General features: G+C 61.4%; 10 protein-coding genes and 2 tRNA genes. 8 read left to right on the top strand and 4 right to left on the bottom strand.

All coding sequences use genetic code 11. The features are described 5' to 3' along the window. Positions 1 to 152: 152 nt before the first annotated feature. On the top strand, positions 153 to 7097 hold the full coding sequence (locus FDY93_RS19445) for a hypothetical protein (RefSeq protein ID WP_220446131.1): 6945 nt from the start codon (positions 153 to 155) through the stop codon (positions 7095 to 7097). A 135-nt stretch (positions 7098 to 7232) separates the two neighbouring features. Here the strand turns inward: FDY93_RS19445 and FDY93_RS07550 are convergent. Beyond that, positions 7233 to 7319 (bottom strand) — tRNA-Leu (locus FDY93_RS07550). Between the two features lie 248 nt (positions 7320 to 7567). On the opposite strand from FDY93_RS07550, the gene ppc reads away from it, so the two are divergent. Then, positions 7568 to 10225, top strand: coding sequence for a phosphoenolpyruvate carboxylase (gene ppc / locus FDY93_RS07545; protein WP_138235138.1), 2658 nt, complete (start codon positions 7568 to 7570; stop codon positions 10223 to 10225). A 126-nt stretch (positions 10226 to 10351) separates the two neighbouring features. Here ppc and FDY93_RS07540 read toward each other — a convergent pair. Beyond that, a tRNA-Leu gene (locus tag FDY93_RS07540) sits at positions 10352 to 10438 on the bottom strand. A gap of 305 nt (positions 10439 to 10743) precedes the next feature. On the opposite strand from FDY93_RS07540, the gene rnr reads away from it, so the two are divergent. From rnr to FDY93_RS07510, 6 genes are all read left to right on the top strand, one after another. After that, positions 10744 to 13674, top strand: coding sequence for a ribonuclease R (rnr, locus tag FDY93_RS07535; protein WP_138235137.1), 2931 nt, complete (start codon positions 10744 to 10746; stop codon positions 13672 to 13674). A gap of 3 nt (positions 13675 to 13677) precedes the next feature. Continuing rightward, positions 13678 to 14433: a 23S rRNA (guanosine(2251)-2'-O)-methyltransferase RlmB gene (gene rlmB / locus FDY93_RS07530; protein WP_138235136.1), complete on the top strand. Its 756-nt coding sequence runs from the start codon at positions 13678 to 13680 to the stop codon at positions 14431 to 14433. A 319-nt stretch (positions 14434 to 14752) separates the two neighbouring features. After that, on the top strand, positions 14753 to 15316 hold the full coding sequence (locus FDY93_RS07525) for an RNA polymerase sigma factor (RefSeq protein WP_171018927.1): 564 nt from the start codon (positions 14753 to 14755) through the stop codon (positions 15314 to 15316). 24 nt (positions 15317 to 15340) lie between these two features. Next, entirely contained in the window at positions 15341 to 16012 is a 672-nt protein-coding gene (locus FDY93_RS07520; RefSeq protein WP_138235134.1) for a hypothetical protein, read from the top strand. Between the two features lie 30 nt (positions 16013 to 16042). Then, positions 16043 to 16693, top strand: coding sequence for a hypothetical protein (locus FDY93_RS07515; RefSeq protein ID WP_138235133.1), 651 nt, complete (start codon positions 16043 to 16045; stop codon positions 16691 to 16693). 86 nt (positions 16694 to 16779) lie between these two features. Then, complete coding sequence (locus FDY93_RS07510) at positions 16780 to 18099, top strand: tetratricopeptide repeat protein (protein ID WP_138235132.1); 1320 nt, start codon at positions 16780 to 16782, stop codon at positions 18097 to 18099. A 230-nt stretch (positions 18100 to 18329) separates the two neighbouring features. Here the strand turns inward: FDY93_RS07510 and FDY93_RS07505 are convergent, their stop codons facing one another. Continuing rightward, positions 18330 to 19040: a 2OG-Fe(II) oxygenase gene (locus FDY93_RS07505; protein ID WP_138235131.1), complete on the bottom strand. Its 711-nt coding sequence runs from the start codon at positions 19038 to 19040 to the stop codon at positions 18330 to 18332. Between the two features lie 107 nt (positions 19041 to 19147). Continuing rightward, the gene (locus tag FDY93_RS07500) at positions 19148 to 19999 is read right to left on the bottom strand and encodes an alpha/beta fold hydrolase (RefSeq protein WP_138235130.1); all 852 of its coding nucleotides are present in this window, start codon (positions 19997 to 19999) and stop codon (positions 19148 to 19150) included. Between the last annotated feature and the right edge of the window lie 182 nt (positions 20000 to 20181).

The raw sequence follows: 20181 nt of genomic DNA, 5'->3' as shown, positions 1-20181 counted from the left end.
CAAGCAACAGTGGAATCCGGTTCGATGGCTTCCGCAACCTCGTCGCCAACAATGCGGGCCTGGTGGGCACGGCCGGCGACGACACCTTCACCCTGACCGGCAGCTCCGCAGCGGATGCCGAAGTTCAGGCCCACGATATGGTATTCAGCGGCTTGACTTCGGTCAGAGGGAATGGCTCGAACACTGGCGATCATCTGGATGCTTCAGGCTACAGCGCGGCACTCGCCCTGACGGGAACCGATCGTGAATTGACGACGGGTGATGGGTTGATCTTCCGGGAATTGAATTCCGCTATCGCTGACAGTCTGCGGGGCAGTGCCCTAGCGGATAATTTCATCGTGCAGGTCAATAATGTGATTGAGGCGCGGGGCATTGATTTTTCCGGCGTAACGACAATCAGCGCCGGCGGCACAAACAATATCGCCACCGGATTAGCGGCAGTCGACTGGCAGTTGCAAGATTCGGACAGTGCGAGCAACAGTGGAATCCGGTTCGATGGCTTCCGCAACCTCGTCGCCAACAATGCGGGCCTGGTGGGCACGGCCGGCGACGACACCTTCACCCTGACCGGCAGCTCCGCAGCGGATGCCGAAGTTCAGGCCCACGATATGGTATTCAGCGGCTTGACTTCGGTCAGAGGGAATGGCTCGAACACTGGCGATCATCTGGATGCTTCAGGCTACAGCGCGGCACTCGCCCTGACGGGAACCGATCGTGAATTGACGACGGGTGATGGGTTGATCTTCCGGGAATTGAATTCCGCTATCGCTGACAGTCTGCGGGGCAGTGCCCTAGCGGATAATTTCATCGTGCAGGCCAATAATGTGATTGAGGCGCGGGGCATTGATTTTTCCGGCGTAACGACAATCACCGCCGGCGGCACAAACAATATCGCCACCGGATTGGCGGCAGTCGACTGGCAGTTGCAAGATTCGGACAGTGCGAGCAACAGTGGAATCCGGTTCGATGGCTTCCGCAACCTCGTCGCCAACAACGCGGGCCTGGTGGGCACGGCTGGCGACGACACCTTCACCCTGACCGGCAGCTCCGCAGCGGATGCCGAGGTTCAAGTCCACGACATGGTATTCAGCGGGTTGACCTCGGTCAGAGGGAATGGCTCGGTCAATGGCGATCACCTCGATGCCTTGGGCTACAACACGGCACTCGCCCTGACGGGAACCGACCGTGAACTGACGACGGGTGGTGGGTTGACCTTCCGGGAATTGAATTCCGCGGAGTTCGAGAGCCTCGATGGGCACAGTGGTGATGACAGTTTCGAGGTAACAGGAGCCAAAACCGTTTCGGTCGCGGGGCTGACGGTCTCCGGGTTGAGTGACGTGCGAGGTAACGGCGGCGCCAATAATCTGAAAGCAGCGGACACGGTTACGCTGGATGAGGAAGGTTATGCCTCTGCCGGTAGCATCCGATTCTATGATCTCGGAGAAATCGAAACCGACACGCTGGTCGCCACCTCAAAAGATGATGCACTGGAATTCGCTACCAATGGTGTCTTGGTCAATAGAATTCTGGTCAAGGCCTCAACCATTGATGGCGCGGAAGGTGACGAAACTATTGTCGGTGTCGTTGGCCAGGATTGGACACTGGTCAGCGCCAATAGCGCGAAAAATAATGGCGTAACTTTTAAAAATGTAGAAACAGTAGTAGCAACCGGTGCCGGGCTGAATGGCACCGAGGGTGGCGACAGATTTACCCTGAACAGCGATGGCACGATTACCGCCGGTGACGTGACCGTTCGCGAGATGACATTCGTCGATGGTAAGGGGGGGAATGACGACCTGGATGCCGCAGACTTTTCTGCGGGTCTTGGGTTGAATTCCGTAGCAGGTGTATTCACCGCAGACACACTCACGCTCCGCGGCATAGAAACTGCGACCACCGGCATTTTGACCGGTACTGGCGGCGACGATCAGTTCATCCAGGACAGCTCCGGAGCAATTACCACCGCGGCTGACGGCTCGGTGGCCTTTACCGTAAACAGCGAACTCAAAAGCGGTGGCGGTAGCGACAGCTTCAACAGCACGTTTAACCAGAACTGGGTGTTGCAGGACGCTGCCCGCGGTGTCGAGCTGAACGGACTGGCATTCACCGATATCTTCTCTCTGACCGGCGGCAGTGGTGTTATCCAGGGCCACGCCAATGGTCATGACTTTACCTTGCTGGGTAACAAGGCCGTCGAGGTCGGCAATTTCCAGTTTCACGAGATTACGGCGGTTAGTGCTGGTGCCGGTGTTGATGATGTCGTGGCGATAGGTGAAGTCGCGTTGACCGGTGAGGGGAACGCCTTCACTACCAGCGGTATCAAATTCACCGGTATTAACACGTCCAGCTCCTCGTCGCTCACTGGCAGCACCAGTGCCGAGACCTTCACCTTCTCTGCTGACGGAACCAGCCTCAATGTGAGCGGCATCGATTTTCGCGATTTGGTGAGTGTCGCCGCCGGTGATGGCCGCGACACAGTGATCGCCGGTAATGATCGAGAATACACCTTGAGCGCCGAGGGTATCGTTGATCACACCGGTGTGAACTTTACCCAGGTCGAAGAGTTCCAGGCGGGAGGCGCCGGGAATATTGATGCCAGCAACTTCTCTGCCGGACTGGCACTTACCGGCAACAACGGTGAAGTGGAGGCTGGTGGAGCAACTTTCACCGGTATCTCAACCGCCATCGCTAACAGTCTGCGGGGCAGTGCCCAAGCGGATAATTTCGTCGTGCAGGCCAACAACGAGGTTGGGGCGCGGGGTATCGGGTTTACCGGCGTAACGACAATCACCGCCGGGGGCACAGGCAATATCGCCACCGGATTGGCGGCGATCGACTGGCAGTTGCAAGATTCGGACAGTGCGAGCAACAGTGGAATCCGGTTCGATGGCTTCCGCAACTTCGTCGCCAACAACGCGGGCCTGGTGGGCACGGCTGGCGACGACACCTTCACCCTGACCGGCAACTCCGCAGCGGATGCCGAGGTTCAGGTCGAGGATATGGTATTCCGTGGGTTGACCTCGGTCAGAGGGAATGGCTCGGTCAATGGCGATCACCTCGATGCCTTGGGCTACAACACGGCACTCGCCCTGACGGGAACCAATCGTGAACTGACGACGGGTGATGGGTTGATCTTCCGGGAATTGAATTCCGCGGAGTTCGAGAGCCTCGATGGGCACAGTGGTGATGACAGCTTCGAGGTAACGGGAGCCAAAACCGTTTCGGTTGCGGAGCTGACGGTTTCCGGGTTGAGCGAAGTGCGGGGTAAAGGCGGAACCAACAGTCTGATTGCCAGGGGCTCTTCCGCCAGGCTAAGTGAAGAAGGCTATGTCGAGAGCCGCTCGATTCAGTTTTACGATATCGACAAAATCACCGCCAATGCGCTTGAGGCCACTGAAGGAAAAGACGAGCTGTCGATTGACGAGCATGGCATCGTGACCATTAACGGCTATGAAATCAGTGAGACTACCCAGGTCGATGCCAAGGGCGGCGAGGATACCGTAATCGGTGCGAGTGGCATGGACTGGACCATCGTGGGTGAAAAAAGTGCGGAAGGTAAGGGTGTTACTTTCAAGCAAATTGAAATGCTTAAGGTAGCTGCTGATGCGGGGCTTGTGGGTACCGGTAACGCTGATGTGTTCACCCTGAACAGCGACGGCAGTATCAGGGTCGCGTCCATAGATGTGAGTGGTATGGAATGGCTGGATGGCGGTGGCGGAGCCGACCAGTTGCTGGCTTCGGAATTCAGTGGTGGCCTTGCTCTGCATGCTAAGCCTGAGGTGTTCACCGCAGGTGACCTGAAGATTTCCCATATCGCACAGGCATCGGCAACAAGTCTGACAGGTACCTCCGGTGACGATGTGTTTAAGCAGGGCGAAGATGGTTGGGTCACTGCAAATTCTGCAACTTCTCTGAAGTTCAGCATTTCTGGGAGGATTGACGGCGCGGCGGGCAGGGATAGATTCGAAAGTGAACTTCAGCGCGATTGGGTGCTGGCATCCGGCGCGGCAAGTGTAGGCTATGGGGTGCTCGACATTTTCGGCGTTGAGGTTTTCTTAGGCAGTGGTCAGCACATTCAGGGGCACGCCAGCGGGCATAATTTCGCGGTGCTCGGCACGAATCAGGTTGGGATAGGTGATGTCACGTTTAATGGTATTCACTCGATTGGCGCCGCAGGCGGCACCGACCATGTGAGTGCCATTGCCGAGGTTGCCCTCGCGGCAGCTGTCGGTGGGATCAATACCAGTGGTATCAACTTTAGCGGAATCGATAGTGTAACTGCCGCGGCGCTGGCGGGTTCCAGTGGCGCCGATACGTTTGTCCTATCGGGCGCGGGGGCGTTGAGAGCCAATGGAATCGCATTCAGCGGTCTGACGTCGGTCGCTGCCGGTACCGGAGATGACACAGTGCTCTCCCGTGCTGATCACGGCTATGAGCTGGATGCCGACAGCGGTGTGCAACACGACGGTATTCGCTTTGCAGGTATCGAGCTATTCCAGGGGCAGAATGCGAGCCTCGCGGTAAGTGGGCAAGATAATGCGCAAATTACCGCAAATGGCAGTGTCACCTCCGGTACCGTCAGTTTCACGGGGCTCAAAAGCCTGACTCTGGATGGCAGCACCAACTTGCAGGCCTGGAACGGCGTCACTGTGGAGGGGGCGGGTGAAGCCACCAGTGGTGGAATCTTCGTTTCCGGCGTGACCTCTGTTTCTGACACCGGCGCGCTGACCGGAACCAGTGGCGATGATGTATTTACCGTATCCGGTACTAATTCATTGTCCACAAGTGGCATGAATTTCAGTGGAGTTTCTGCGGTAGCTGCAGGTGCAGGATCGGATACCGTTGCGGGCGATGCCAGCCACGACTGGCTGCTCAGTCCGGAATCCGGGTCGCTGACCCATGCTGAGATTGCGTTCACTGGCCTTGAACAGGTCACCGGAGGCAGTGGTGTAATTCAGGGTGCAGATAGCGATTCCCTGTATGTGCTTGCAAGCGACGGAAGCGTGCAGGCGGGGGGGATCGCGTTTGCGGATATCCAGTCGGTGAGGGCGGGCGCCCGTACCGATCGTGTGGAAACGGAGAGCGGCGAGCGCTGGGAGCTGGGCTCCACAGCGGGCAGCGCCTCGGTATCCGGAATCACTTTCAGCGCCATTGAGCAGATCGGAACCGATGCGGCCTTGGTGGATGCGAGCCAGAACGACATTTCCGAGAGCTTTTTCCTGAGTGCTGATGGTGCAGAGATTTCAGTCTTCGGACTCATATTCGACCGCGTTGCGGAAGTGTACGCCGGTGGTGAAGGTGGCAATGAGGTCACCAGCAGCGCGGGCAATTGGCAGCTCGCCAGCGGCGGGCAGGTGAGTGCCAACGGCGTAGCCTTCCATGGGATTGACCGTGTAAATGCCGATAACGCAGTACTTACCGGAACCAGTGCTGCTGAGCAGTTTGCGTTGACCGGTGTGGATGGTGAGCTGAGTACCGCTGGTATTCAGTTCAGTGGTATCGGCGCCGTGGAGGGCAACGGGGGCTCCGACACGCTCCTCGGTTCCTCTGCTGATGAAGCTTTTGCCCTCAATGCGAACGGTGAGATCGCCGTTTCGGGTATTGGCTTCGAAGGCATCGCCAGCGTGGACGCCGGTGGTGGCCGAGATTCGGTCAGCGGCAGCGGGCAGAATTGGGCCTCTGTTGCCCAAGGTGGCGCACTGGTGGATGGAGCCGCGTTGGCGACGTTGGAAAGCATTACCGTACTGTTCGAAAACATTGAGCAGGTCCAGAACACTGGCGCCTATGCCGGGCCGGCGTTTGCCACCGATTATTTCCTGTCCTCTCCGACGAGCCTGAATATCGGCGGCGTGGATTTCGCCGGGCTCCAATCTATCGCCGCCGGCAGCGGTGACGACACACTCCACGGCGTGGATGCGGAGTTGAGCTGGACCCTGGACAGTAGGTCTGGAACCCTGAGCGACGGGCAGTCTTCACTGGCCTTTAGCGGTTTTGAGCAGATCGTTGCCGGCGCGGGCGCCGACACCTTCAATCTGAATGGCGGTGCACTGAGCGCGCTGGACACCGGTGCCGGCAACGACATCGTCTACATGAATGGCGCGCTGCTCAACTCCCTGCTGCTGGGCGATGGGGATGACCAGGTGCAGATCCTCGCCGGCACCCAGCCGGCAACACTCTCCGCCGGTGCGGGTAGTGATCAGCTGGTGATGCAGCTGGCCGGCCAGCAGTGGCGGATTACTGGCAGCAGCACCGCGCGTAACACGGTGGGCGAGTTCGCTTTTACCGGGTTTGAGCAGCTGCGCGATACCACAGGCGGCCTGAATCTGGTCACCAGCCAGCAATTGGACTTCACTGCGTCGCAAGACAGTGCGGGGGTCAACTTCGCGGCTGCGGGGATGGCGCTTGAATACAATGCCGATGGCGATCTGACCCTGCAGAGCAGTTCAGCGGCAACCATTGGCGGTTCGCTGCGGGCTCTCGCTGCGGACCTCACGTTGGCGGGGGATCTGGATATCGAGTCCGAGCTGCAATCGCTCTCCGTGAGATCCAGCGCGGGCGATATCAATGTGACTGTGCTTGAGAAAGACGACCTGGAGATCGGCCAGATCAATGCGGGGCGGGGCAATGTTTCACTCGCCAGTTCCTCATTCGGTTTGCTGACGGCGGCGAATTTCCGCGATACCCACATTACCGCCGGCAATATCGTGCTGGGATATGAGCCGCACGTGTGGGGCAATGTCGGTGAAGTCATCAAGCCGCTGCGGATGGATGCCACCGGAACCGTGGATCTGGTGGCACTCAATTACTTTGATCCCGCGTTCCTGGGGCAACAGCCGGAATTCACGGCAACGGGCAACAAGAATGCCTCCATCGCCAGTGCCCAGACTTCGCAGGGATTGAAGTCTGTTATCCAGAATCCGGTGGATGACATTGCCCAACTGGACCCGGGTATCTTCAGTGAAGTAACGCCCTACAGTCTCGGCATCGACGTACTGAACCTGCCGGAAGTGCGCCTGCTGGGTGGTGAGCTGGTGCCGATGGACGAGGGTGAGGATGAGCGCCGCCGCAAGCAGCCTATGGCGGTTGGCGGCAACTGATCGGCAGAGGTCACTGGGGTACCCCCAGTGGCCCGCCTGCGCTGATCCGTTACGGTACTACATACCGGTGCGGACAATGGTGTGGACAATAAAAAAAGGCCAGCTCTCTCGAGCTGGCCTTTTTTATTGCGAATATGGTGCCCAGGAGAAGACTTGAACTTCCACGACCGTAAGGCCACTAGCACCTGAAGCTAGCGCGTCTACCAATTCCGCCACCTGGGCAAAACGGCGGTGCGTTCCGCCGAGGCTGCGCACTATAGCCGTTTTCTGCGGCGTGTCAATTGTCCGTTGTGGCCTGTTTGTACCTTCTGGATACTGGTAGGTATATCTCGTAAAAGCGGAGCCGGAGAAGGGTCGGGTATGCGTGCTTTTATGTAGTTTTTTTACAAAAAATTGTCAGGGGCATCAATCTCTGACGTGAAATATGTAAAAATGCGTCGAAAGTAAATTCTGTAAAGGGGAGGTATTTCGTGGATCAAGACCAAAATGCTCCGTTAAGAGAAGATGTTCGACTGCTCGGAGAGGAGCTCGGCGCCGTGTTGCGAGCCCAGGCCGGCGGTGCGCTGTACGACACGGTGGAGACCATTCGGCAGGTTGCGGTCGAGAGCCGCAGTCATGGGGAAATGCCTGTAGGAAAACTACGGGAGCTGTTGGATCCGCTGGATGACGAAACGCTGCTGGAAGTGGCGCGCGCTTTCAGCCAGTTCCTGAACCTCGCGAATATTGCTGAGCAGCGCCACCGCGAACGCTTGCGCCGCCGCCACGAGCGCTTCCCCGGCGATCCGGATACCGACCGCGGCCTGCGCCAGGTACTGGCGGAACTGAAGAGCGCCAATGTAAGCCAGGACAAGATCCGTAAGACACTGTCCGAGCTGTCGGTGGAGCTGGTGCTCACCGCGCACCCCACCGAGGTTACCCGCCGCACCCTGATCCGCAAGTACGACCAGATCGCCAATCTGCTGACCGAACTGGACCGCCCTGACACCACGCCGGAAGAGGAGGAACTCCTGCGCCGCCTGTTGCGCGAGCAGATCCTCTCGGCCTGGAGCACCGATGAAATCCGCCGCGAGCGCCCGACCCCCGTGGATGAGGCCAAGTGGGGTTTTGCCACGATTGAACAGTCCCTGTGGCAGGCCGTGCCGCAGGGCATGCGCGATATCGAGGGCGAGTTGGCACTGGCCGGGTTCGATCCGCTGCCCGCGGATTGGGTGCCGGTGCGCTTCGCCTCCTGGATGGGCGGCGACCGCGATGGCAACCCGAATGTCACCGCGAGAGTGACCCGCCAAGTGCTGACCCTGGCGCGCTGGATGGCCGCCGACCTCTACCTGCGGGATGTGGAAAGCCTGCTGGCTGACCTGTCCATGCATCGCGCCAGCGAAGAACTGCTGGCCCGCACCGGCCCCAGTCAGGAGCCCTACCGGCTGCTGTTGCGCGAAGTGCGCGACTGTCTGCGCAATACCCGCGCCCTAATGGAGGCGCGGGTCAACGGCGGCCTCGAACCCGAGGGCGAGATATATGCCAGTGGCCGCGAACTATACAGCGAGCTGAGCCTGATCGACCGCTCTCTGCGCGAGGTGGGTCTCGGCGCCATTGCCGACGGTCAGCTGAAAGACACCCTGCGCCGCCTGAACTGCTTCGGCATCACCCTGCTGAAGCTGGATGTGCGCCAGGAGTCCACCCGCCACGCCAATGTAATCGACGCCATCACCCGCTATCTGGACCTCGGCAGCTACGCCAGCTGGGGCGAGAAGGTAAAGCAGAAGTTTCTGCTGGCGGAGCTGGAAAGCCGTCGCCCGCTGGTCAACGGCGCTTTCTATCAGAGCGAATTTTGTACCGATGAGGTGCGCGAGGTGCTCGATACCTGCAAGGTGATCGCCGAGCAGGGGCCGGAGGGGCTTGGGGCCTACGTCATTTCCATGGCGAAAACGTCTTCCGATGTGCTGGCGGTAATGTTGCTGCAGAAGATCGCCGGTGTGCGCGAGCCCATGCGCGTGGTGCCGTTGTTCGAAACGCTGGACGACCTCAACAACGCCTTCGGCACCATGAGTGCCCTGCTGGAGATTCCGTTCTATCGCGAGCGCGTGAAGTCCGGCCAGGAGGTGATGATCGGCTACTCGGATTCCGCCAAGGACGCGGGCTTCCTCGGCGCAGCCTGGGCGCAGTTCCGCGCGCAGGAGGCGCTCACCGGCATTTTCCGCGAGCACGGCATTCCCCTGACCCTGTTCCACGGCCGCGGCGGCTCCATCTCCCGCGGTGGCTCGCCCACCCGCATGGCGCTGATGTCGCAGCCACCGGGCTCCGTGGCCGGGCGTATCCGTGTAACCGAGCAGGGCGAGATGATCCGCTTCAAGTACGGCCGCCCGTCTGTGGCCGCCTACAACCTCGAGCAGTACATGGCCGCAACCCTGGAGGCGACCTTGTTGCCGCCGGCGGAACCACGCCCGGAGTGGCGCGCGGAAATGGACCGCCTGACCCAGGCGTCCGTGCGCGCCTACCGCGAGGTGGTGCGCGACGACCCGGCGCTGGTGTCTTACCTGCGCACCGTCACCCCCGAGACCGAACTCAGCCGCCTGGCCTTGGGCAGCCGCCCGGCGCGGCGCAAACCTGGCGGGGGGGTGGAAACCCTGCGCGCGATTCCCTGGGTGTTTGCCTGGACCCAGATGCGCCTGATGCTGCCAGCCTGGCTCGGCACCGGTGCGGCGCTGGAAACCGGCCTGGAAAATGCCCCGGATACCCTGCGCGCCATGAGCGAGCAGTGGCCCTTTTTCCAGACTGTGGTGGATATGCTGGAGATGGTGCTGGCCAAGTCCGACACCCGCGTGGCGCTCTGGTACGAAGAGCGGCTGACGGACGACCCGGAGCTGCAGCGGCTGGGTGTTGAGTTGCGCAGCCGCCTGGCACGCACCGTTGCCGCCCTGAGCCAGCTCACCGGGCGCAAGGATCTGCTGGACAACAATCCGGTGATGCGCTGGTCCATCCGTGTGCGCGATCCCTATACCGATCCGCTGCACCTGCTGCAGGCGGAGCTAATGGCGCGCCTGCGCACTCGCGAGGAGGACCCGGTGCTGGAGAGCGCGCTGATGGTGACGATCGCGGGGATTGCGGCGGGGATGCGCAACACGGGTTAAGCGCTCGGAATCAGGATGCGAAGACGCTGCTGCCCTCCGGCAGCAGCGCCGCTACGGGATCAGCCAAGTGCGATACGCGAGCAATAAAAAAGGCCGACTCTTTCGAGTCGGCCTTTTTTGCGGATATGGTGCCCAGGAGAAGACTTGAACTTCCACGACCGTAAGGCCACTAGCACCTGAAGCTAGCGCGTCTACCAATTCCGCCACCTGGGCAAATCAACGGTGTGCTCCGTTGAGGACGCGCACTATATTGATTTGGTCCGGGGGTGTCAACGCTTTTTGCGGCATTTGATCCGACAGCTGGCGCCGTCCCCATTCGCCCGAGAAAACCGGTCGGGAAATGGCCGCTAAATCGCTTATACTCGCGCAATGTGCAACACCAGCGGTGGCCCGACCGCTATCGGCATTCGCCACTCCAGAACCCATCCTGACAACTGGATCGGATCGTTGCACCCACTCACACGACTGCGCCGGGCGCCTACCGGGGCCGTGCAGACCGCGCGCTCGATCGCAGAACAATGGAAGCTGTTTTGAAGCAAGACAAACCTAAACCCTCCGTTATCACCGAAGATCCCCACGCGGAGCGCGAGGCGGAGAAGTACGACAAACCCATCCCCAGCCGCGAATTCCTGTTAGATCTGCTGGAACAGCAGCCCGGCCCGGTCTCCTGGGAAGCGGTGGCAGACCTGCTGAGCCTCGATGACGAAGACCGCCGCGAGGGCGTGCGCCGCCGCCTGATCGCCATGAGCCGCGACGGCCAGATCGCCAGCAACCGCGCCGGCGACTTCGGTGTACTCGACAAGATGAGTCTGGTGCGCGGCCGTGTCATCGGCCACCGCGACGGTTTCGGCTTCGTCTCTCCCGGCGACGGCAGCGACGACCTCTATCTGTCCCACCGCCAGATGCGCAAGGTGTTCGACGGCGACGAAGTGCTGGTGCGCGAGACCCCCGGGGGATTCCGCGGCAAGCGCGAGGGCGCTGTGGTGCGGGTCATCAAACACAACACTCACCAGCTTGCCGGGCGCCTGTACCGCGAAGATGGTGTGTGCTTTGTGCGCCCGGACAACCCGCGTATCAACCTCGACATCATGGTCGCGGAGGGCAAGTGCGGCGAGGCCGAGAGCGGCCAGTACGTGGTGGTGGATATCACCGTGCAACCCGGCCGCGACAATCTGCCCCAGGGTGAGGTGAGCGAAGTGCTCGGCGACCACCTGGCGCCCGGCATGGAGATCGACGTCGCCATCCGCAACTACGGCATCCCCCACACCTGGCCCGCCGCGGTGCTGGCGCAGGTGGAAGGCATTGCCGACGAGGTGCTGGAAGAGGACAGGAAGGCGCGCATCGACCTGCGCCAGCTGCCGCTCGTGACCATCGACGGCGAAGACGCGCGTGACTTCGACGACGCGGTGTTCTGCGAAGTGTTGCCGGACGGCAACTGGAAACTGCTGGTGGCCATCGCCGACGTCTCCCATTACGTAGCGGTTGGTACGCCACTGGACGTGGAGGCGCACCAGCGCGGCAACTCGGTGTACTTCCCGGATTTCGTGGTGCCAATGCTGCCGGAGAAACTCTCCAACGGCCTGTGCTCGTTGAATCCGGAGGTGGATCGCCTGTGCATGGTGTGCGAAATGCGCATCGATGATGTCGGTAATATCCTGGATTACCAGTTTTTAGAGGGCGTGATGCGCAGTCATGCGCGCTTCACCTATACCCAGGTGGGTCAACTGGTGGAGGAGAGGGGCAACCGCGACAGCGGCCTGCGCAAGCAATACGCGGCGCTCACTCCGCATATCGACAACCTGCACGACCTTTACAAGGCGCTGCGCGGTGCGCGCGACCGCCGCGGTGCCATCGACTTTGAAACCACCGAGACGCGGATCATTTTCGATGCCGCGCGCAAGATCGAGCGCATTGTGCCGGTGGTGCGCAACGACGCGCACAAGATGATTGAGGAGTGCATGCTCGCTGCCAACGTGTGTGCGGCGGAGCTGATGGAGCTGGCGGAACTGCCGGCGCTGTATCGCGTGCACGACATTCCCAAGCAGGAGCGGCTGGAGAATGTGCGCGAATATCTCGGCGAACTCGGCCTGCGTCTCGAGGGTGGCAGTGAGCCGCAGCCCAGCGACTATCAAACGCTGCTGCAGGAAGTGGAAGGGCGCCCGGATTTCCACATCATCCAGACCATGCTGCTGCGCTCGATGAACCAGGCGGTGTACCAGCCGGAAAACCGCGGTCACTTCGGCCTCGACTACCGCGCCTACGCGCACTTTACCTCGCCCATCCGCCGCTACCCGGATCTGCTGCTGCACCGCGGGCTGCGCTGGCTGGTCCGCAACGGCAGCGCCAATCCCGCCGCGGTGGCGAAAAAAGTCCGCCCGGCACCCGGTGCCCACGCCCTCACGCGCGAGGCAATCCTGCCCTATAGCCCCCCCGCCATGGTGGAGCTCGGCGAACACTGTTCCATGACCGAGCGCCGCGCCGACGACGCCACCCGCGACGTGGTGAGCTGGCTCAAATGCGAATACCTGCAGGACCATGTGGGTGAGGTGTTTCGCGGTGTGATCAGCGCGGTGACCGGCTTCGGCCTGTTCGTGGAAATTGACGACCTGTATGTGGAGGGGCTGATTCACGTCACCGCACTGCCCAAGGACTACTACCAGTTCGAGCAGGCGCAGCAGCGCCTTGTGGGCGAACGCAGCGGAATGCGTTTCCACCTCGGCGACGGCGTCACCGTGCAGGTGGCGCGGGTGGATCTGGAGGAGCGCAAGGTGGACTTCACCTTTGTGGAGCTGCATCCGCGCCCGACGTACCGCAACCCGAAATACCGCAAGCCCAAGACAGCAAAGAAAGGCGCAGACGTGTCCGCAGAAGTACCAGCAACATCCGTTGAAAATGAAACGCCGCGCCGAGCGCCAAAGGCCAGAAAATCCAGCGCGGCACCTGGCGCCGAGCCCACTAGCGTGAGCGGTCGAGCCATGGAAATGGCGGTGGAGTTCCAGCAGGAGCGCAAGCGCAAGGGCAAGTCCGATTTCAGTTCCGGCTCAGATAAGGCCAGCCCCTGGGGCGCTGGCCTGAAAAAGAAAACCGCTGCCGTCGCTGATGATGCACCGCGCCCGGCGCGCAAGCGCAAAGTGGACAGCGACGAAGCGGAAGTGATCGAGCCTGCGCCCAAAAAGTCTGTGTGGAAGACCTCCGCAGAGGAACAATCCGCTGAGAAACCATCGGTCTGGGGCACATCGTCTGAAGCCGAGTCTGCGGCAGCTGGTGGCGAAAGCGCTGCCGAGCCGCCGAGAAAAAAACGCGGCCCGAGCAAAACCCCGACCCGCAAGGGCGGCAAGCGCCCCGCGGTAGCGGCGCGCAAGGCCGCACACAAGGCTGCGAAATCCGCGGTGGCAAAAAAAGCTGCGCAGAAAAAATCCGCAAAAAAGAAATCCGGCAAGAAGAAATAATCAGTGGCACAGCAATTAGTCTACGGCTTGCACGCAGTGCAGGCCCTGTTGAAAAGTGCTCCGCAACAGGTGCAGGAACTGCTGCTGTTGCGCGGGCGCAAGGACCAGAAGCTGCAGAAAATCATCCGCCAGGCGGAGCAGAACGACATCGTCATCCGCTATGTGGATCGCCGCGCGCTGGATGAAAAGGTCGGCGACGACGGCAACCACCAGGGTGCGGTGGCGGTCTGCGCCGGCGAAACCAAGGTCTACGACGAACAGTATCTGAAAGCGCTGCTGCAACAGCTGGAAGACCAGGGCGAAACCCCTTTCCTGTTGATCCTCGACGGCGTCACCGACCCGCACAACCTCGGCGCCTGCCTGCGTTCGGCGGAAGCCGCTGGCGTGCACGCGGTCATCGCCCCCAAAGACAATGCCGCCGGGCTTACCCCCGTGGCGAGAAAAGTCGCCTGCGGCGCGGCGGAAGTGCTGCCATTCGTCCCCGTCACCAATCTCGCGCGCACCATGCAAATGCTGCAGCAGGCCGGTATCTGGATTTTCGGGACCGCCGGCGAGGCGGAACAGGACGTTTACCAGTCCAAACTCACCGGCCCTATCGCCATCGTCATGGGCGCCGAGGGCCCGGGCATGCGCCGCCTCACCCGCGAAAACTGCGACCACCTGATCAAGATCCCCATGGCGGGTGAGGTCAGCAGCCTGAACGTGTCGGTGGCAACCGGCGTGTGTCTGTTTGAGGCGGTGCGCCAGCGCGCAGGCTGATCCATCGGCATGAGCTGCCGGCATTCCCTGCAGGGTGAATGCCGGCACGCTTCTTTTCCCTACTCCTTACTTTTTTCACCTTCCTTCCTCTCCACCTTTTTCTTCGCGCCAACAGAAAAAACTACTGGCACTGGAATGTCTCTTCGCTCGCGAATTTGAGACCTGTGACAGGTCCTGCTCCTCTCCCCACTGCGCCTGCCTGCTTAAATTTTTAAAACATTTTTGTTTGCGCTCGGGAACTCTTTTCGCATCCACAGCGTGTTGAAACTTAGGACGCACAATGGATGTTGTGGCGGGCTTCAGGGCAAGGGAGTGTGGAGTGAAGATCTGGTGTTTTGATCGACGTCGTGCGCGGGAAGATCGTTTTGTCGCGCTGGTATTTCCCCATCTGCGCCCGCTATACCGCCTGGCCTACCGGCTCACCGGCAGTGCGGATGAAGCGGAAGACCTGATCCAGGACACGCTCGCCGCGCTGTTGCCGCAGGTAGCGGAGCTGGATGCGGTGGCGCGGTTGCGGCCTTGGCTGGCCAAGGTGCTGTATCGCCGGTTTGTGGACGGTTACCGACGGCAGCAGCGCTGCCCGGTAAACGGTGCCGTCAGTCTCGACGACGGCCAAGACGCCTACTTGTCCGATGCCGGCGCCGACCTAATGCCCGATCTCGACAATACCGCACGGCTGGATCTCCAGCGCGCGCTGCTGACGCTGCCCGAATCCTGGCGCAATACCGTGCTGCTGCACGATGTCGAGGGCTACACCGCGGCGGAAGTGGCTGACATCCTCGGGACGGAAACAGGCACGGTGAAATCGCGCCTGCACCGGGCGAGAAAAAAATTGCAGCAATTGCTCGGTGCAGAGGCGGAAATACTGGCGCAGGCCAGTTGATGGCGGACTGAGGAGGTAGAGGAAATGAGCGCTGAGGAAAACACCCTGTGCAGACAGGTGCGATATGCGGTGGATCGGACGGATCGCATGTCGCTGCAATCCGTCACCCGTCAGGGCATGCTCGCGAAACATATTGCCGGGTGCAGCGACTGTCGCGCGCACATCCAGCAGCAACAGCTCCTGCGCGCACTTGCGGCCATGCCGGTACCGAATCCCGGCGACGACTTCGAGGCGCGGATGCTCACGCAAATTCTGCCGCGCACCGCGGCATCGCCGGAACGGCCGCGGGCGCGTTCACCGCTGGTGCTGACACTGGGAATGGCGGCCAGTCTGGTACTGGGCATGGTGCTGGCGCCGGCGCTGCCGTCGCTCGAGGGCAATCGTGCACATACCTATGCAGCGGCGCAGGCGTCGCTGCGGCCGGTTCATCTGCGTCTTGATAGCCCGAGCGAACTGATCGGCGCGACGATCCGCGTGCAATTACCTGCGCAAACGCGTCTGCAGGGCTTTGGCAATCTCCAGACCCTGCAATGGCGGGCGGATATCCCTGCCGGTGGCAATCGCATCACTCTGCCGCTGGAGGTCGAGGGTGCGCTGTCCGATAGCGAACTGATCGTGGAGGTGGAATACCACGGCGCAAAAAAAATTCTGCGCTATGCCATTCCGCCGGCTGAAAAATCCTTCACCAAAATCTGACACGAGTAACCGACAACCGAGGTAAATACCATGTACGGAAGCAACCTGAGCAAACGCGACACACTGATGATTGGCGCACTGTTGGCATCGCTGTTACTTGTCGCGGAACCCGCTGCCGCTCAGCAGGACATTGCCAGCGCACCGGACGCGACAGGCGCTGGCGCGGAGACGATAGACGCAGGCGCGGACCTCGATATCACCCTGCAGGTGGTCGACGATGCTGCCAGCGCGGAAGACTTTCTGAACACCATCGAATTGCCCGAAGAGGTGCGCGAAATCGCCGAGCAGCGGCTGGCTGCGGCGCTCGCTGCAATCAAAGCCGCGCGCGAAATGCAGTCGGGCAAAGCGGGCAGCGACTCCGCCGAGCATCAGGCGCTGCTGGCGGATATGGCCGAGCGCCGCGCGGAACTGGTGGCGGGGGCGCAGGCCTCTGCGCTGGCCGCCAATGAGCAGGCGCAGCAGGCCGTGGAGTCGGCGCGCGAAGCGGTGGAAGAAGCACTGAAGAATGGGCTCACCAGCGCGGAAATGCAGGGCATGATCGAGCAAATGATTCAGGACATCTTTGGCGCGCTGCCCGAAGAGGCCCGCGGCGGCATGGGCGATATGAACGATGTGAATGGATTGCTCGAATCCCTGCGCGGCGATAGCACCGCTGGTGCGGACGCGGGCTCTGGCGGCTAAGCGAAAGCCTACAGGCAGGTAATCGCCGGAGGTGCCGGGTGCACCTCCGGCGCGGTTGTTCATCATGGATCTGATCGAGGCAGGGAATGCACAAGTTCATCCGGTTTCTGTTTGTGGCCGCCGCGCTGGCGACCACGTCACTCTGCGCCTGGGCGCAGCCCGCCACGGACACCGGCCGTGCGGTGGCCGCGTTTCGCCAGGGGGATTACCCGCAGGCGCTGCTGTTGTTCCGCGAGGCAGAGGCCGCTGGCAATCGCAGCGCGAAGCTCAGGTTCAATCTCGGCGTCACCCTGTTCCGCCTCGGGCGTTACCGTGAGGCGTCGGGGTATTTCCAGCCGCTGCTGCTGGAGCCGCAGTGGCGGGATCTGGCGGAATACAACCTCGGGCTGGTAGCGCGCCGGCAGGGCGACCAGACGCTGGCATCCCGGCATTTCCGGCGGGTGAGTGAACACGCTTCGTCGCCAAAACTGCAGCGGCTCGCCGCACTGCAGTTCGGCCGCCTGGCGGCGCGCGGCGAATCGGCGGCGCCGCGCCCGTGGCTGGCAATGGCGAGCGTCAACGCCGGCTTCGATGACAATCCCTACGCGGTGAAAAACGAGTTGCTGGCGGAGGATGCGGTGGGCGAAGACCCGTTTTTCGAGCTGTTCGCCTGGGGGCAGTACCGGCTCGCCGGCAGTGAGACGGATGGCTGGCGTGTGCACGGTTATGGATTCACCCGCCGCTACAGCGAACTTGACAGCCTGAACCTCGGCAGCCTCAGCGCAAACCTGTCGCGGGACAGCCAATGGGCCGGCTGGCTGCTGGAAACCGGGGCCGGTGCTGAACTGGTCACGCTGGGCGGGGAGCAGGTCAGCCGTCAACTGCAGCTGATCGCGCGCGCCAGGCGTGAGTTCGGCGGTATCGGCGTGCAGCTATCCTATGTTCCCGCCTATTACGCCGGTGGCGAGAATTACCGCTATCTGGACGGCTGGCGGCAGCGCTTCTCCGCGCGTGCCGAGCGCCAGGCGTTCGGCGGCGCGGAAATGGGCATCTATTATCTGTTCGACACCAACGACCGCGCGGACCTGCAACAGGCGGCGGACGATTACTACAGCTACTCGCCCTTGCGCCACGCCTTTGGCACCGACATCCGCTGGCGTTTCCTGAGCCGCTGGGAGGTGCGCGCCGGGGTTGAATACCGCCGCAGCGTGTACGACGGCAACAACCGCATTGCCGATGACCGTGGTGAATGGTTTGAGTACCAGCGGGAGTCCGACCGCTTCAGGACCTGGATTTCCACCCGCTACCGGCTGACCCCGTCGTTCAGCCTGGATGGCAAGCTGCAGAGCATCGACAACCGGGAAAACCAGGATATCTACGACTTCGACAAGACGGAGCTGAGCTTTGGTGCCAGTTACGTGTTCTGACAAGCGGCGAAGTTGAGGCCGGATATAAAGAAGAAAAGAGGAGGGGGCGGAGCCGCCCCTCAGCCGAGAAGATCCCGTTTGTTGTTCTTGGGTCCCTACAATTTATTGTTATTGTTTCTGGGTTATTTTCGCGACACCTCTGTATAACGCCGGGCGCGGGGAATCCCTCAATGGAAAATTGCAGAAATTGGTGACTCGCTCTTCAAGGTCGGTCTCCCAGTATTGCGCATTCAGCCAGGGGGCTTGCCATAGAGCTGATGGGCCGGGCGGTACATCACCCAGGACGTGAGAATGTATTTGTCCTCGGAGACCGGCACGTTGCCGCGATGGGTGTGGGTAAAACTGCAGGGCGACAGCAGCAGCCTTCCGGCGCGGGGTTTGATCCTGGCGTTCTGGTAGAAAAATTCGGTTTCTCCTCCCTCCTCGACATCGTTCAGGAACAGCAGCCAGAACAACACCCTGTGCAGCGATTTCTGCTCCGGGTCTGTCGGATGGGGAAAGTGCTCGGAATGCCAGTGGTGATATCCGCCGCTGTTTTTGCGGTAGTGCTGCATATTGATGCCGTCGAAGCGGTAGAAACTCGCCACCAGCTGTTTCAGCAGAGGCTCGTCGAGGCCCTCGATATCTACGGCGGTCAGAGTGCGTACATCGCTTCCGGATTCGTCGCGAATGCTTGGTGATACGGCGCCGGTCAGCATGTGTGGGTAGCGGCGGCAGTAGCCGGTGAGGGCCTCGTATACCACGCTGTTGACGTCGTGGCAGACCTGGCGCCACGTCTCGTAGTTGGACAGGTAGAGGTCGGAGCTCTCTTTCTTGGCGACATCCACCCCGGAACCGGTGCGACCGGCAGACCTGTCCGGGGACTGCTGGAAGCGCTGGATAATCTGCGCGCAGTAATCCGCCGATACGGCGTTGTCGAATTGGACAATCATCGGGTCCATGGCTCTCTCCCGTTACCTCAGGGTCGCTGAGTACGTTTCACTGCTGATCGGGTAAGACGCATGGGCGTGCCAGTGCCTCAAGTGCCAGTGCCTCACGTGAAAGTGCCTCAAAGGGACCTGGAGTCTCCAGCGGCGTCCATCCAGGAGTGCACTATATCCAATACCGGCTCCGGGTTCCTGATCCAGCTCAGGTGCGGGTTGCCACTGGGGTGGGTTGCGGGAATCTGGCGCACGGCGCCGCCCACCAGGTCCGCAAGGCGTTGGGTGGCATTCATCGGCGCGAAGGGATCGCGCTCAATGCAAAGATGCAGCGGCCGGCGGCACAGGGTTGCCGGGGCGGGAAGCCGGGCCTCGGGTGCGAAGCGACCGCGAAGGATGCCGTTACCCCAGTCGCGCATCAGGGTCGATGCCTCGCGCCCGCCAAACCGCATGTGCCTGCCGGGAAAATAACCGAGTACGCGGGTGCTGGCGTGAGCGATGACCGCAGCACCCAGCACCGAGACGCGCTTCAGGCCGCGCCAGCTGCGGCTGTCCAGATGCCCGGCGGCCACGCTGACCACCTGGGCGCTGCCGGTAAGCCCGGCGCGCGCGGCGAGGGTCACTGTCTGGCCGCCGATGCTGTGACCGAGGATCAGTTCCGGGTCCTGTCCGAATTCTTCCCGCACCGCCGCCAGCGCCTGCGGAATCCACGTGAACACCAGATCGTTGTAGCCGTAGTCAGCGCTGCGGCTCGGCTGCGGCTGGCTTGCGCCAGTGCCGGGCAATTCGCAGATGGCGGTGTGGTAGCCGCGCCCATTCAGGCAGTCCAGCAGCCGTGCGTATTTGACGGCGGGCACACCCAGCGCCGGCAGTACCAGCGCGAGCGGGCGGTCGCCTTCCAGACGCCGCATGGTCAGCGGTATACGGAACTCGCCGAGTTGGAAGTGGCGCACCTGGGTGCCGTTTGTCTCTGCGGTCATGAACTGCGTTACCGGATAGATCTGCGAGAAGTTGTGGAGAGACTATACGCCGCAGGCCCAGCAGCCCATGACCAGATCGCTCCCGGCGTCGGGCCGTTTCGACAGGACCCCCCGGCGCCGCAAAGCGCGGGTTGCCGGTCTGGATCGCTCAACTTGCAACCAGTTGGGGAGGCGCATAGAAT

Origin of the sequence: Microbulbifer harenosus (assembly GCF_005771435.1) — a bacterium.
Lineage (GTDB): Bacteria > Pseudomonadota > Gammaproteobacteria > Pseudomonadales > Cellvibrionaceae > Microbulbifer > Microbulbifer harenosus.
This window is presented reverse-complemented; position numbering and strand designations above follow the sequence as displayed.